The following is a 16,749-nucleotide window of genomic DNA, read 5'->3' on the forward strand; positions in this document are numbered from 1 at the left end:
TCCAACACTTTTATTGGAGCTAGATTTATTATATCTAGATAATTATCTAGTTTATTACTTACTGAATAAGGTGCTAGATGATCTAAGAATTTATCATCAACATCGTGTATATGTACTCCTAATAATTTATTCCTATACTTTCGAAGTACTTTAAAACTATTAAATAATCCTAATTGGTTAAGCATTTCTCCGTGACCAATGTCATGCCACATGTATACTGGTTCATCGAATAATCTATCAAAAATCATTCTATACTCTTCTTCGTCAGGCATCTCATGATACATGGCTCTATTTTCCAGCCCTAATTTAACATCTATATTTTTTTTATACATATAATCACAAATTTCTTCTAGGCTCTCAATAATCAATTCTGTCTGCCTTATACTTTTTTTCTTTCTAAGAGACATAGCCACTTTACATAATTCCTTGTATTCGTTAGAATCAATACCATATTTCAAGCAAACCCTTCTTAGCTCTTCATTATAATATTCATCATCCTCTGGGCATACAATTAATTTACTAGAATGAATAACCACTCCTTTTGCGCCTAACTCTTTGGCATATTCAATTGTTCTTATAGTATAATTTATCGCTTGTTTTCTTTTATATTTGTCTTCAAAACCCAATAATATTGAAGATGGTCCATATTCTTTTGGTGCTTTAGGAAACACATTATGTAAACTAGATACTTTCATTTTTCCAGTTTCCAATAATGGATACATCTCCTTGAGTGTCTGCTTAGTTATATTATAATTTAATTCTACTTGATTAAATCCCAAATCTTGTATTTCACATAACATATTATAACCTGTAAAACCTTTTTGTTGGGCTTTATGCCCATTCCAAGAAGTTGAACATGAAAAATTATAATCCATAATTAACCTCCGTTCATTTCTTTCCATGGTATTCTAGCAACAAAATCAATTAACTCCTTACAATTAAATATGTGGAATCAATAAAACTTTATAGTAATATTATAATCTTTTTATTTCCATGAACATGGTCTTTTCTGCTCCAATTATGGTTTATTCTGTTTTCTATAATTTGATGGAGACATTCCAAATGATTTCTTGAATTTTTTAGAGAAGTACAAAGAATCATTGTACCCTAATTTATAAGCGATTTGATTAATATTTAAATCACTATTGATAATCATGCTCATGGCTTCATTCATTCTAATACTTTCAATAAATTGCAAAAGTGTGAGTTCTGTAATATCTTTAAAAATATGAGATAGATAATCAGGTGATACGTTACAACTATCAGCAATTTGTTTCACTGTCAACTTTTGAAATTTATTCAATTTAATATACTCAACTGCTTTTTTAACAAGCGTATTCTTATAACCGAATTTATTTGGATTAAAATCATCTACAATATTTAATATCCTTCTTACACTCCAGATGAGTTCCAGAATAATTGCTTCTACTATTTGCTTAGCACCAGATTGTTGATTCTCCAATTCCAAAAGGATTTTTTCTATTAGCTCAATAACATTCTTATCCACATTTCTAATTATTTGTAGACTAGGGTCTTCAATCTTTTTATTGTTGTTATATCTAAACTTCAGATATCTGAATTCTATAGGTTCTCTATAACTTATTTCTCTATGCTTTTGTCCCGGCTGTATGAAGTAGAAATCTCCCTCTTGTACAATGAATTCTTGCCCGTCACACCAATATTTTATACTTCCCTTCTTCACATATATGTATTCATGTGAATAGTGTATATGCTCATAAAAACTCCATTTCTTATCAGATTTCACACAGCCGATTGCTACAAAATCTGGTATGCTATATAACTTAATATGTCTTTTGTCAAATTCATATACAGTATTTTCAGTATTAGTTTTCTCCATATCATTTATATCCACAATGTAACCTCCATTCATATACATCTAACCTTATTATATACTATTAGAAAATAACTCTTCAAGTATTCAAATTAACCATCCCCTTTAACACTATTAATTTTTTTTGAAATAAGCTTTTAGTACAATAGCATTATGATCTGATATTTCAATGCCTTCACTATCTTTCATTTGAAATCCAGATAGCTCTTTATTACAAAAAATAGTATTTACAACATTAGTTTGATGACAGTACATATCCTTGACAAAAAACCAGTCTAGATTAAGTAATAAATCATCTTTCCCTTTTTTATGTTTTCTACGTGTTAGTTTACCTTTTACATTTGCATTAGCATAATCAAACCCATACCTTTCAACAGCTGTAATAAGTGGTTCATATAATTGTGGCGAATAAATTCTATCTGTCTCCGTTTCAAAATTAATATATGCCTGTTCTACTTCTTTCTTATCATTACTATTAAAAGTATTTGTGTTCATATCTCCTGCAATTATAACTGGAATATCATTATATTCTTTTTCTGCTTGTTCTAATATGTACTTCATCTGATTCATCCTACCTTTTGGAGATGTCATATTTTCTAAATGAGTACAAACAAGTCCTATTTCCCTATTCCCGACCATTGCCTTAGTAAATAACGCCATTCTTCCTCCTAGACGCTTTTGATTATCATGAAACCAATCATATTCCAAAGGAAGTCTTAATAGGTGAGAATCATATAGTTTATAACGAGACATAATAGCATTTCCATGAAAAGCCTCATTATTCTCTCCTTGCACTTTTCGTTCTTTTGATCCTCCTTTAGTTAGTTCTAAAAATTCTACTCCATACATATAGTTCATTGAAAGCTTGTTGGCAAGTTCCAACGCAGTGTCTCTATTCCCTGTTCTAATCATTCCCTTATCCAATTCATTGAAGAAAATAATATCAGCATCTTTAAGTACTGGATGATACTTCATATATGCATCAATTTCATCTATATATTTGCCTCTTTCAGCATTAAATAGAACTATCTTCAAATAATCTTTTTGTCCTTGAACATCGCATTTGTTTAATTCATCAATATCATTTAGCTCTGGAATAACCACCAACGCTTCAACTCCTGAAGTGTCATTAGCTTTATCAACTGCTGCTTCAATTTTTTCTATTTCAATCTTATTCATCATGTCCTCCTATAAATAAGGGGCTGTCTCATAATACAATTTATGTAAACAACCTTTTGTATGATAGACACAGCCCCTTTTACAGCTTTTTTATTATGTTTTGTTTAAGAAATTATTAAGTACCATCTTATTTTTGTTGTTCTTTTATCCAATCCTCTGTTTCTTTTTGAGCATTGTCCAATGCTTCTTCAACAGTGGCTTTATCCAATAATGCTAATTCAACATTAGATGCTAATATTGATTTAGGTTGTGCAGAACGATAAGGATAACGTGGTCCCCATAATCTACCCATTGCTTTTAGTATTACTTCCATCTGTGGTATTGCTTTTATATGTTCCCATTCAGCAGCAGATTTTAATACAGGTGCTGCCATATATTCATCCCATAAATATTGTTGGTAATATTCACTTCCAGTGAATTTTAGATATTCCCAAGCAAGATCTTTATTTTCACTGCTTTTTCCGATTGCACATGGACTACCTTCAAATACTCCACCCATTCCTTTTTCAGGATTTACAAATAGTAGAGATGCTTCATATCTTTTATCTAATCCATTTGAGTAAATAGGTTTTAAGAATCCAGGACCTATTCTTAATGTCATTGCAATATTATTATTCTCTGTTAAGAATAACTCGTTTCCTTGTTCTGATAAAATACCACTTGGAGCATATTTAACCGCTTCTTTTAAGTACTCTACACCTTTTTTCATTTCATCAGAGTTAAAATTAACTTCTAAATCTTTGTATCTGAAACCAGTTCCCCATGTTCCACCAAAAGATTCACCTATATTTAATGCTAAATCAGAAGCATATTTACCTCTGTAATACACACCATAATTTTGCTCACCAGTTACAGGATTCTTTCCTGTCATCTTTTCTGCTTTTTCCAATATTTCATCTATAGTAGGTTCTTCTGAAAGATATTCAACGCCCCAGTCATCAAATAATTGCTTGTCATATACAATAACTCTTGTATCTCCTAAAACTGGAACACCATATATCTCTAGATCTTCATCTTCAGGACCCATTGCTTTCCAACCATTAACTTGTCCATTGATGTATTTATCTAAATCATAATTTTCTTTTTCAATAAAAGGAGCTAGAGGTTCTAATAAACCTTGAGCAGTAAAACTTGCAATTCCTGGAACTTGATATACATCTGCTTCACCAGACATTAACATAGCTTGTGTTTTCTGTTGATAACTGTCCCATCCCATTAATACATATTCAACTGTAGCACCTGGATGAGTTCTTTCAAACTCTTCTTTCAAAAGATGGACACCTTTTGTCTTAACACCAGAAACTGGATCTGTTGAATCTTCCATTTTGAATGAACCAATCATTTGAACCCTAATAGTTCCTGTCCATTCTTTTTCTTGGGATACATCTTTGTTATCATCAGTTGTGCCTGTATTATCATTACTTGTACTATTATCAGTTTTATTATCATTATCTTTTGACCCACACCCAACTAAAAATGTTGACATCATTAATACCACAATTAAAATTAAAGCCATAGTTTTTTTCATAATTTTTTCCTCCTTAAATTATGTTTATAATTAGCCTTGAGATGTTTTCCATCATCTCTTTACTTATTCTCCTTTGAGTCCGCTTAAAGCAACACTCTGGATAATATATTTTTGCAAGAATAGGAATACTAATACAACTGGAAGAATACTAGCCGTAGCTAATCCCATTGTCAATCCAGCATAACGTGTCCCATCTTCCATGGAAAAACTAGCTAAATAAATCGGAACTGTTTGTAATTTTTGATCGCTAAGTACAATCATTGGCCAGATAAAGCTATTCCAGCTTCTCATAAAAGATAAAATTATTAATGTAGCTGATATCGGACCTGTTAATGGTAAAAATATTTGTGTAAATGTTCTAACTTCACTTGCTCCATCAATCTGAGCTGCTTCTCTTAAACTATTTGGTAATTTATCGAAATATTGTTTAGTCAATATTATTCCAAATCCAAATAATAGACTTGGGAAAATAATAGGATAGAACGTATTTAAGAGTCCTACTTTATTAAACATCATATACATTGGTATTAATGTTATTTCTCCTGGAATCATCATAGTAGTCAAAATAATTACAAATAATATTTTTTTTCCTTTGAATACCCCTTTAGAAAATGCATATCCTGCCAATAACGCAGAAAAAATATTTAATGCAACAGAACCCAAAGCAACTATAAATGAATTCATATAGGATCTAAGTAAACTACCGTTTTCTAAAATAATCTTATAATTAAAAAATGAAAATTCTTTTGGAAATAATCTTGGTGGGAATGGTGGTTGAATATTCGCCATTCTCTCAAAACTAACACTAACCATCCATATAAATGGTCCCATCATAACAAGACCAAAACAAAATAAGACAACAACTTTTAATATTTCTATTGTTAACCTTTTTGATTTATTTGAACCAATTTTACTCATCTTCTACACCTTCTTAGATATTTTTTAGTTTGTTTTATTGTATTAATTAGCTTTATTCATTTTAGATATTTTTAAATTAAACAACGTGAATACAAGAATGATAGCAAATAATATATAAGCTGCTGCTGATGCTACACCAAATTCATTCCCTCCAAAACCTCTTTCATAAATAAATCCAACGATTGTATAAAGTGATCTTCCTGGACTTCCTTGTAAACCTCCTAATATATAGGTTTCTGAAAAACGTTTCAAAGCTCCAATCCAACCCATTACAATGAAAAATGAAAAAGTACCTGTCATATTTGGAATAGTAATAAACCACCATTGTTTGAACTTATTAGCTCCATCTATTGATGAACTTTCATAAATATCGTTTGGTATAGCTTGTAGATTTGCTAAACTAATTATTATAATAAAACCAAGTTGATGCCAAACAGATAAAATAATTACTCCCCATCGTGCAGTTGTTGAATCTGCCAACCATGTGGAAGTAGGAAGTCCTAGATTACTTAATAAAGTATTTAAAAGACCCATATCTGGATGTAGAACATAAAGGAAAACCATTGCTGCTGCTACAATTGATGTAACATAAGGTATGAAAAATATTACTTTAAAGAAATTCTTAAACCATTTCATTTGATTGATTACTGAAGCAATAATAAATCCAAGTGGTATAGATATAAGCAATTGGAAAAAACCGATATAAAACGTATTACGTACCGCCTGCCAAAATCCTACGTTTTTTAGTACATATATATAGTTATCAATACCTGCCCATTTTTCAATGGTTCCATTTGACCTGAAAAAACTCAATCTAAATGATTCAATAACAGGATAAGCCATAAATAAGGCTAAACCCAAAAAACTAGGGAGTAAAAATAAATACCATACCAATTGTGTCTTTTTGCTCTTCTTCTTCATCTTAACCATACTCCTTTTTTGTACATTAAATATAATACATAGTACCTCTTATGATAATTTCTAAAGAAACATGTTAAGCACTTCATGATATCGATACCATATACCATTTAAAATGCTATTAAGTTAAACCTTAAATTTCAAAACATTAGTACACTTTCAACAAATAAGTTGCATGTTACAACATTTAGTTATTAACATTTTCATTAATGTTTGCTCAAATATTCGGTTTTATGTATACTATTTATAACATTATTATATGATATCGATTCCACATTGTCAATAGTTATGCTCATAAATATTTTTTAATTAATGTACTAATACGTACAAGTTGCTTTACGACCCTATAATTATTCTATAACTACTCCTGTTAGTATAGCTTCTTCTATACTTATTTTACTATTATATATATTGAACTTAACCCCTATATTGCCAATAATAAGTTCAATATATTTCTTCATTTTTATAATTTGAACTTTAATTTGAATGTTTTAATTTCATAAGGTTTAATTAAGAAACTAAAACTTTTACCATTAATTGGTATATTTTCTTTATCTTTTTCCATCATATTACATTCAATCACTTCATCTAATTTACTAAAGAACTCAATGGATACTTCACATCTTCTGTTATAGCATTCATATAGTCTAATAATAATATCATTACCATCTTCAGCTTTTTTTATAGTTTCAATAATAATATTTTCTTTATCCACTTTTATCATTGATAATTTTTCAGGAAGAATACCTTCATGAGCCTCTTCTATTCTTGTGTATAATGGTATATTAAGGTTATATGCCATTTGAACTGTCTTCCCACTTTTCCAGTTTCCTTCATGAGGATATATAGAATAAACAAATCTATGTTCCCCCTGATCTGCTTCATGTGGTTCTATCCCTGACTTCAATAATGTTAAACGCATATTACTGTCTTTTATATCATAACCATATTTGCAATCATTTAACAGACTAATTCCATATGCATCTTCTGACAAATCAGCCCATTTATGTGCACATACTTCAAATTGTGCAGTATCCCAAGAAGTATTGTTATGAGTAACTCTTTCTACATTTCCAAACTGAATATCATATGTAGCTTTTTCAGCCTGAATATCTAATGGAAATGCAGTTTTTAGAAGTAACTGATTTTCCTTCCAATCAATATATGTATCAAAATCAACCCTTGGAATATTGCTATAAATATACATTTTCTGAATAATAGTGGAATCGAGAAATTTTTTGGTAATCTTTATTCCCCCACGTACAGGTCCCATTTCGATGACTTCAATTTTTATTACATCATCAACTTCCCACATCTTCTCTTTATAATAAATATCTATATCCCAATTATCATATTTCATTGGCTTATCTTCAAATACTTGCAACTGATTACCCCTTTTCCCTTGTTGAAGTATTTGACGATCATTAAGCTTATCGTAAAAAGATGTAATTGTACCATTTTCATCAAGTTTAATAGAAAAATACTTGTTGCTTAGCTGTGTAGAACCCACAATCAATTCATCACTATCTGCACTTAACCCATAGTCATTTTTGATTTTAAATACTTTATATCCTTTGGAAGGTATTGTCTCTGCAAAGAAAAGAGCTTTGCGTTTATTATTTTCCTTTATGATCTGACATGGTATGCTACTGCCTCTTTCATCCTCAATATATGGTTGAACACACTCCTTGGAAATATCAAAAACAGCTATATCCGATCTTTCAAATGATAATGTGTTATATACAATTATTGATGTTGTTTCTAATTGAATATTGCTTGATATCTTTTTCAGACCTTCTTCCGCTAATATCTTACCTTCTGCCAATACTTCTTCGTATTGCCTATGAGAATCTTCATATACTTCTTTTATGGAAGTACCTGGTAATATATCATGAAATTGGTTTAGTAATATTGTTTCCCAATTCTTATTAAGCTCCAACTGAGGATATCTCTCACCTAATTTCATTGAAAAAGAATATAAAAACTCTATATCCTGATATAGAAGCTCGCTTTTACGGTTATACCTTTTATTCTTGGCCATAGACGTATATGTACCACGATGATATTCTAGATACAATTCCCCTACCCATTTAGGTAGTCGTGAGCCCCCTTGAAATTTTTGATCTAATCGGTTGAAATAATCTCCTACTTTTCCTATCTCCACTTTGGGACAACCTGGAATACCTTTGTTCATTCTTCTACCTGTTTCAAGCATTTCTTTTGTAGCTCCACCACCACCATCTCCAAAACCGAATGCAACCAATATATCATTATTGATATCTTTTTGTTGATATCTATCCCAGCCTCCAATGATGGCACCTGGATGGATGAATCCGTTATAGGTTGTATAGTATGTTTCTTTATCATAATAAGGATTTCTGGTAGATATAAAATATGTCATGATTTCACTACCGTCAATACCTCGCCACATAAATGTATCATTGGGCATTTTATTAAACTGATTCCAATTTATCTTTGTAGTAGTAAAATACTTGATATCCGATTTTTTTAAGATCTGAGGCAATGCTGCACTATATCCAAATACATCTGGCAACCATAGAATCTCATTATCAACTCCAAACTCTTTTTTGAAAAAACTTTTTCCAAGTAGAATTTGGCGTATCAACGATTCTCCAGAAGAAATATTACAATCTGCCTCTAACCACATAGAACCTTCCGGTTCCCATCGCCCCTCTTCTATTCTTTCTTTAATTTTTTCATATATCTGTGGATGGTCTTCTTTAATGTATTTATAGAGTTGAGGTTGACTTGACATAAATGTATATTCAGGATATTCTTCCATAAGTTTCAATACCGTTGAAAAGCTCCGTGTAACTTTTTCTCTAGTTTGTTCTAATGTCCATAACCAAGCCACATCAATGTGCGTATGTCCAATACATGTGGCTATTACATCTTCATGGCCACACATTTTATTATATAATTCTTGTTCAATGAATGTATTTGCTTCATTTATGGATTTGAAAAATAAATCTGAAAAAGGTTTTCTTAGATCAATTAGATTAATTGTTTCGTTTAGAACTGTCATCATATCAATACGTTTTTTGTCATCTTGTTCAAGATTTTCCGCAACCCATACAGGTACTTGAAGATTATAGTAAAGCTTTCGAACCGTTTCATCAATAACAACTAATTCTCCAAAAAGTTCACTAGTCTTTTTCTCTTTACCACTGATATAAGCATGAAGGTCTATTTGATATTCTTGCCCTGCATTAGCTTCATCTGCAATACTGACTTCTCTATGATTGATATCCAATCCTTGTATTAGCTTTTTATCTACATATAGGATAAATTGGGGATTGTAAACATCCCACCCATCATTATCCACTGATAATGGTTTTGGTTCATCGGTATAAAAGCATACTCCAACTTTTTTGCCTACGAAATACTCTGGAATCTTAACTGTTGTTCTAAACCAATAATGGCAATCTATTCCACCCCAAAAATCTCCACGACTAAATTCTTTCCAATCATTCACTGATTGCTCTGCATCTTCAATACTGTTATATTTACCTTTTTTGATTTTATAATTATCTATATATACTCTATCCGTATATATGTAAGTCTTTAACTCTGCAATTATTTTTTTTAATCTTTCCAAAGTTATATCCATGTCTTCTTCCTCCTAGTCGAATTAGCTTAAGAATATACCCGATATATCTTTTTGCCTGGCATATTGCTATATTCAACTGATTAATAAAAGTTTGCTGTCAACCCGCTTGATGAATTTTCAATACCTGCTTCATATAAGTGTGATGTATCTCCAAACCCAATACATCTAGGAACAGCCCATTCTTTTGATCGTTCTTCAAATAAAATGGTTGTTACAGAAGTTGGTGAGATCCAAAAGCTTGCCCAAAAAATTGTTAAAGGTATATTAAGTAACTGTGATAACCATGTTCTACCAAAAGCTCCATGACAAAAAACAGCTATTTTTTCTTCATTTGGATTTATCAAACGATATTTGGTACCTATTCTTTCGTATCCTGACTCTTTTAAAAACGAATCTGATTCTTGCTGTATTTCATGGTATTTATCTTTGATATTCACTTGCTTTATTATAGGTAGTTCATGCCAATTTTTATGAGTTAGATACGATATATCATCAAAAATTATTTCTCCTGGCAGATTCCAAGCTGGTAATCTACCTATTCTCTCATCTTCTACTTGCATTTTAGATAATTCTCTAGTCCAATCAAGTATAGTTGGCTCAATACCTAATAATTTTGAAGTGTATTCCATAGTTGCGACAGCTCTTCCTAATGGTGAACAGTAAATCTTGGTAATACCTTCCTTTTGAAGTTTTTTTGATAGAGCTTTTGCTTGTCTATGACCCTCCTCAGTAATTGTGTCATTTTCATAATCTGGTTCTGCATGACGAATAATATATAGTCTCATAATATATTCTTCCTTCCTTGTAATTGATTTTTTTGACCTTGATATGTAAATATTATGGTATCGTTTTCAATACGCATAATATTTACTAAATTTATTCAAAAGATTCTTTATTTACTTATATTATATGGAATCGATACCATATTGTCAATGACTTAATCTTGGTTTATTGCAGAAAAGTGAATCATTAATGCTTACACTATAGCATCAATTAAACATTTTAGAATTATATCCTTTTACAGCTATCACGAATAACTAATTTATGGTTTACAATGATTTCATTTACTAGAGTTTGTTGTTTATTTATCTTTTGCATCAACATCTCAACAGCCATTGTCCCCATTTCTTTTATTGGTTGCTCCATGGAAGTTAATTTTGGACGTACGATATCAACCACCGCTGTTCCATCGAAACCTACTACTGAAATATCATCTGGAACCTTTAATCCATTATCTTTAATACAATTTATTGCTCCAACAGCCATATCATCACTAGCAGCAAATACTGCAGTAGGAAGAGAATCACATTTCATAAATTTCTCCATCAAAAAGTATCCATCTTTCAAACTATAGTTACCAAATTGGATATATTCTTCAACTATTGGTATTTTATTATCTATTAGCGCTTTTTTATAACCATTATATCTTTCTTGTCCAGAAGTGATATCACGTCTATCTCCACCTATGAAAGCTATTCTTTTGTGTCCGAGACTTGTTAAATATTCAGTAGCTTCATAAGATGCTTGATAATTATTTACAACTATCGCTATATGTTTTTGGTTACTAGGTTTAGCACTAGCAAAAACAATAGGGATATCAATACCTTCTAAGAAATTTCTAGTTTCATCATTAATTTTTTCATTGGTTATAATAATACCGTCTACTCTCATTTCTTTGAAAATATTTAGATATTTATATTGTTTGTCTAAGTTTTCAGCCATATTACATACTATAATATTATAATTATTTTTACTCGCTGTTTCTTCAATTTTACTTAAAATAATTGAGTTGATACTAGATGTAATATTAGGAACTATAACAGCTAATAGATTGGTTCTTTTCAATACCAAACTTCTCGCAATATAACTAGGTGAATAGTCAAGTTCTTCTATGACCTTTTTAACTTTTTCTTTTAAATCATCACTAACATATTTTCCATCATTTAAAACTCTTGATACTGTTGTAACTGAAACACCAGCTTTTTTAGCTACGTCTTTAATTTTTACAGCCATCTGTTCTCCTCCTATTCCCCGATACTATGTTCATAGAAATTCTATCATAGATTATACGCTTATTCAATATAGTGCCTTATTTAAGCCAGAACTGATTACTTTTTCTATATAAGGTTGATCTAATAAAAATTTGCACTTAATCCAGTTGATGAACATTCCATTCCTGCTTCATACAAATGAGATGTATCTCCAAATCCTATACATCTAGGTACAGCCCATTCTTCTGATCTTTCTTCAAATAAAATAGTTGTAACAGAAGTTGTCTGAATGAAAAAGCTTGCCCAAAAAATAGGTGACGGTATATTAAGTAAATGAGAAAGCCAAGTTCGTCCAAAACCTCCATGACAGAAAATAGCTATTTTTTCTCTATTAGGTTTTAATACACGATATTTACTGCCTATTCTCTCATATCCTAACTGTTTTAAAAACATATCTGATTCTTCTTGTATCTCAGTGAATTTTTCTCTAGCATTTACATCTTTTATTATTGGTAGGTTATGCCAATCTGTTAGAGTCAAATAAGATGATTCTTCAAAGATTACTTCTCCTGGTAGATTCCAAGCAGGGCAATCTTCAATATCATCATTGTTTATTGGCATTCTTGGTATTTCCTGTGTCCACTCAATTATTTCTGGTTTAATATCCATTAAATCTGCAGTATATTTCATTGTATCAATGGCTCTTCCCAGTGGTGAACAATAAATCTTGGTTATGCCTTCTTTATTAAGCCTTTTAGCTAACGCTTTAGCTTGCTCATGCCCCTCTGTAGTAATTGTATGATTCTTGTAATCTGGTTCTGCGTGACGAATAATATATAATCTCATAATCTCATTCTCCTTCTCCACTTTCAAAACATTAGGTTATTACATTACAGATTAAATAATTATATTTCCCCTATACTACCATTTTAACAATTGATTCTTATATAATTTTTTAAATGATAGTAACACAACTATAATCCCTACAACTTCTGCAAGTACGAATGAAAACCATACTCCATCTAGTCCAAATATTTTACCGAGGATAAAAGCTCCTGGCAATAATACTACTAATTGTCTTAAAATAGAAACAATCATACTAATATATGCTTTTCCCATTCCTTGAAATGCAGTACCATACATAATAGATACTGCGGCTAAAGGAAATACATAACTTATGATTCTAAATGCTCTAACTCCAATTTTCATCATTTCATCGGAACTTTTAAATAGTTCTAATAACTGAGTTGGCATAATCTGAAAAACTAAAAAGCCACTTGTCATATATACAACGGCAGCAATTAAACCAAGTTTTAATGCTTTCATAAGTCGTTCCCTATTCCTAGATCCATAATTATATCCAATTATAGGCATAATCCCTTGGGATAGTCCGAATACAGGCATAAATATAAGTGATTGAAGTTTATAATAAACTCCTAGAACTGTAACGGATGCATCTCCAAAACCTGCTAAAATCAAGTTTAATCCAGTAACCATAACAGAACCTATCGCTTGCATTATTGTTGCTGGTAATCCAACTTGCATTATTCCTTTTAATATCTTACTATCATATTTGAAATTTCTTAAGTTCAACTTAACACTATTATGTTTGGTAAATAAAACGATCAATATATATATCATAGATAATATCTGAGCTATTACAGTAGCAATAGCTGCACCTTTGACTCCCATTGCTGGTAATCCAAAATATCCAAATATAAGAATCGGATCTAGAATAATATTTATTACAGCTCCAAACAGCTGTGATATCATTGGATGAATCATATTACCGCTACCTTGGAGAATACTGGTTCCTGCTTGAGCTAATAATCGTCCAAATGAGAATATCATTATTATTTTTATATACACTGTCCCTAAGTCAATAATATTTTGACTCTCTGTAAATAGAGCAAAGAAACTATTGGCAAATAAAAGACCCACCAATAAAATGATTACATATAAAACAATACATAACAGTATACCATGTTCAGCCGCATTAGATGCAGCTTCATTATCTTTTTCTCCCAATTTTCTTGAAATAAGTGAATTGATTCCTATCCCCAGTCCAACAAAACAAGCAATAATTATTAACTGTATTGGAAATGCTAGGGAAACAGCTGTTAATGCATCATCACTTACTCTAGAAACAAATATACTATCTACTATATTATATAATGCTTGAACTAACATAGCTAATATTGCTGGTATTGACATGGAAATCATAAGCTTTGATACTTTCATTGTACCCATCTTGTTCTCTTTTGTATTATCATTCATTATCGTGACTTTTCCTTTCAGTATAGCTATATTGTAACCAAAACAACTACTATTTTTCTTGTCTGTAAAATTCAGTTTAGTAGTTTTATCTAAAAATGTCAACTACGTTTTTTTCATAATAGTATAAAAGAAGGTATCCCCTTCTTTTTATTATGATTACTATTTTTTTATAATTTATTTATCATTTATTTATAATTAACAAAGTCCCAAGAATGAACATTAATATGATAACAATTTTATGTAGTACAACACTATTAATTTTTTGGAACATACTTAATCCTAATAAGTTCCCAACACTGGTACCTATGCCTCCATAAAGAGCAAAAATTATTATATCCTTACTAATATTTCCATATATGGCATGCATAATTACAATCATCAGTGACCTAATTAAAAAACTGAATTCCAAGGTTGCTTTATAAGACAACCTACTTTTAATTCCATATAAATAATATACAACCAAAGGTGGTCCACCAACATTAAACATTCCACTCATGATACCACTTAATGAACCTGCTAGAATACCGTTTTTTGTATTAGTTTTAATTTTTATATCTTTTTTACTTTTTATGAATAGAAAAATGGAAATGGCAACTATAGTAACTCCAAGAATTCTTTTTAATACATTCTCATTGCCAAAGACAAGTAAACGCACACCAATAGGTACAAGTGCTAATGAGGATATCAAAGGTACCATAGCGATTTTATAATCAATATGTTTTCTGAATTTAAAAACAACATAAGTACCCATAAAAAATGTTTGCAACCCAGTTACCACAGCTGCTACTTTTAAAGGCATAATAAATGGAAGAAAAAACATGACAAACATTGCAAAACCAAATCCTGATAAACCTTGAATCAAACTACCACCGAAACAAATCATTAAAGTCAATATTTTTTCTGTCATGTTATTCTCCTTATATCTAGTCAATCTATAGCATATAATTACTTTTTAACTTTTATCATCATACTAAAATATATCATGTTTTGACTTTTTTGGCAAAAAGATTTATATTGTAGCTTCTAAGCTTGTTGTACCACTAAGTCAAAAAAATATTTTGTTCTTCGAGAATGATTGTTGGCTATTTTATACTTTATATAGATGCAAATTCTTTCAGTAATCCTAAGTCCCATAAAAGTTGCAATATGGTATATCTAGCTCTTAATTCTTTAGCTATCTTTATGCTATCTGAAACTGTAGTGGCATCTACTCCAACTTGATCTGGGGTAATAGAAGCCCCTACCTTATTCAGCATGTTTTTTAGTTCCTCCGAAGGGGGGATGATATCTTTTATTGTATTAATTATTTCGTCCCAATTCTCTTCTATTACTTTTATTCTTATCTTATGTTCTTCCTTAGAATTCTTGTTAGTCTTTTGTTCCAACTTGATAATACCATCAGCAGCGTATTTATATTTCTCTTTTATATTCTTAACCCAGTTATCATAGTCGAATTCCTCTGCATGTTTTACTGCTCTATCAAAATCTACATTGGTATTAGTAAGCCCTTCATATAGCTTAGCAATTATAAGGGTAGCAATACCTACTTTTGTACCATGAAGCACCGCTTCCTTACCCTGAAATAGGAACATCATTTCCCAGTAATGAGATAAGTGGTGTTCGCCGCCGGAAGCTGGTCTTGAATTACCTACAAAACTCATGGCAATACCTGATAGTATCAGTCCTTCAGTTAAATTTTTTATGGCATCTGTATCTCTATTTTTAATACCATCTATATTCCTTACACATCTTTGTATAGATTCTTTTACTAAATCCACAACGCTTTCACAATAGTATTCATTGTTGATTATTGAACTTATTTTCCAATCACATAAACATGTGTATTTACCTAATATATCTCCTAATCCAGCTGTTATCATTTCCATAGGAGCATTCTTTATGGTGTTTATATCTGCTATTATTGCCTTAGGTGAAGCAACTTCATATGTAGTCTTCAGATTATTGACTATAAGTGCTGAAACAGTTGAAGCATACCCATCCATAGATGGCGCTGTAGCTACAACAAAATATGGAATATGTATCTTATAACTTACAAATTTTGATAAGTCATTCAAAGTACCAGAACCTACTGTTATCATTAAATCCATGTCCTCGTCAATATGGGTCAGAAGTTTTCCTATTGCTAGTTCATCAGGGACTAATTGATTCGTTTCCTGAAATACATACGAAGTGTAATTTATCTTATTATCATTTAATAAATATTCTACATCTTTTCCTAGAATTTTATAGGTATTAACATCTGAAATAATTAGTATTTTTTTATAATCATATTTATTAATGAGTTTTGGCAATTCAAGTATCACATTTTCATCTATCAGAATGTCATCAATAGATGTACTGTGCTCTTTTTTGCAATTACATTTAAAACTTTTGTTAAGAAAATCTTGAATCCTGAATGTTTTAAAGTCCATAATTTGCCTCCATTATAAGATTA

General features: G+C 30.6%; 13 protein-coding genes. All 13 read right to left on the bottom strand.

The features are described from left to right. Nucleotides 1-875: sugar phosphate isomerase/epimerase family protein (locus tag ACX6CF_RS14630; RefSeq protein ID WP_458786085.1), on the bottom strand; the 875-nt coding region annotated here is incomplete at its 3' end. A 143-nt stretch (nt 876-1,018) separates the two neighbouring features. Next, on the bottom strand, nt 1,019-1,873 hold the full coding sequence (locus ACX6CF_RS14635) for an AraC family transcriptional regulator (RefSeq protein WP_458786086.1): 855 nt from the start codon (nt 1,871-1,873) through the stop codon (nt 1,019-1,021). Nucleotides 1,874-1,966: 93 nt separating this feature from the next. Continuing rightward, complete coding sequence (locus ACX6CF_RS14640) at nt 1,967-3,031, bottom strand: hypothetical protein (RefSeq protein ID WP_458786087.1); 1,065 nt, start codon at nt 3,029-3,031, stop codon at nt 1,967-1,969. 127 nt (nt 3,032-3,158) lie between these two features. Beyond that, on the bottom strand, nt 3,159-4,559 hold the full coding sequence (locus ACX6CF_RS14645; protein WP_458786088.1) for an extracellular solute-binding protein: 1,401 nt from the start codon (nt 4,557-4,559) through the stop codon (nt 3,159-3,161). 63 nt (nt 4,560-4,622) lie between these two features. Further along, the gene (locus ACX6CF_RS14650; protein WP_458786089.1) at nt 4,623-5,477 is read right to left on the bottom strand and encodes a carbohydrate ABC transporter permease; all 855 of its coding nucleotides are present in this window, start codon (nt 5,475-5,477) and stop codon (nt 4,623-4,625) included. A 42-nt stretch (nt 5,478-5,519) separates the two neighbouring features. Beyond that, nucleotides 5,520-6,398 carry a carbohydrate ABC transporter permease gene (locus ACX6CF_RS14655; protein WP_458786090.1) on the bottom strand — a complete coding sequence of 293 codons (879 nt, stop codon included), beginning with the start codon at nt 6,396-6,398 and terminating at the stop codon, nt 5,520-5,522. A gap of 460 nt (nt 6,399-6,858) precedes the next feature. Further along, nucleotides 6,859-10,026 carry an alpha-mannosidase gene (locus tag ACX6CF_RS14660; RefSeq protein ID WP_458786091.1) on the bottom strand — a complete coding sequence of 1,056 codons (3,168 nt, stop codon included), beginning with the start codon at nt 10,024-10,026 and terminating at the stop codon, nt 6,859-6,861. 80 nt (nt 10,027-10,106) lie between these two features. Further along, nucleotides 10,107-10,811: a histidine phosphatase family protein gene (locus tag ACX6CF_RS14665; protein WP_458786092.1), complete on the bottom strand. Its 705-nt coding sequence runs from the start codon at nt 10,809-10,811 to the stop codon at nt 10,107-10,109. Between the two features lie 223 nt (nt 10,812-11,034). Further along, a complete protein-coding gene (locus ACX6CF_RS14670; RefSeq protein WP_458786093.1) occupies nt 11,035-12,039 on the bottom strand; it encodes a LacI family DNA-binding transcriptional regulator in 1,005 nt (334 codons plus the stop codon). Between the two features lie 119 nt (nt 12,040-12,158). Continuing rightward, nucleotides 12,159-12,863 carry a histidine phosphatase family protein gene (locus ACX6CF_RS14675; RefSeq protein ID WP_458786094.1) on the bottom strand — a complete coding sequence of 235 codons (705 nt, stop codon included), beginning with the start codon at nt 12,861-12,863 and terminating at the stop codon, nt 12,159-12,161. A 75-nt stretch (nt 12,864-12,938) separates the two neighbouring features. Then, complete coding sequence (locus ACX6CF_RS14680) at nt 12,939-14,294, bottom strand: MATE family efflux transporter (RefSeq protein ID WP_458786095.1); 1,356 nt, start codon at nt 14,292-14,294, stop codon at nt 12,939-12,941. A 181-nt stretch (nt 14,295-14,475) separates the two neighbouring features. Further along, the gene (locus tag ACX6CF_RS14685; RefSeq protein WP_458786096.1) at nt 14,476-15,201 is read right to left on the bottom strand and encodes a sulfite exporter TauE/SafE family protein; all 726 of its coding nucleotides are present in this window, start codon (nt 15,199-15,201) and stop codon (nt 14,476-14,478) included. A 187-nt stretch (nt 15,202-15,388) separates the two neighbouring features. Further along, entirely contained in the window at nt 15,389-16,726 is a 1,338-nt protein-coding gene (locus ACX6CF_RS14690) for a sn-glycerol-1-phosphate dehydrogenase (protein ID WP_458786097.1), read from the bottom strand. Nucleotides 16,727-16,749 lie beyond the last annotated feature (23 nt).

This window comes from Vallitalea sediminicola (genome assembly GCF_054408565.1).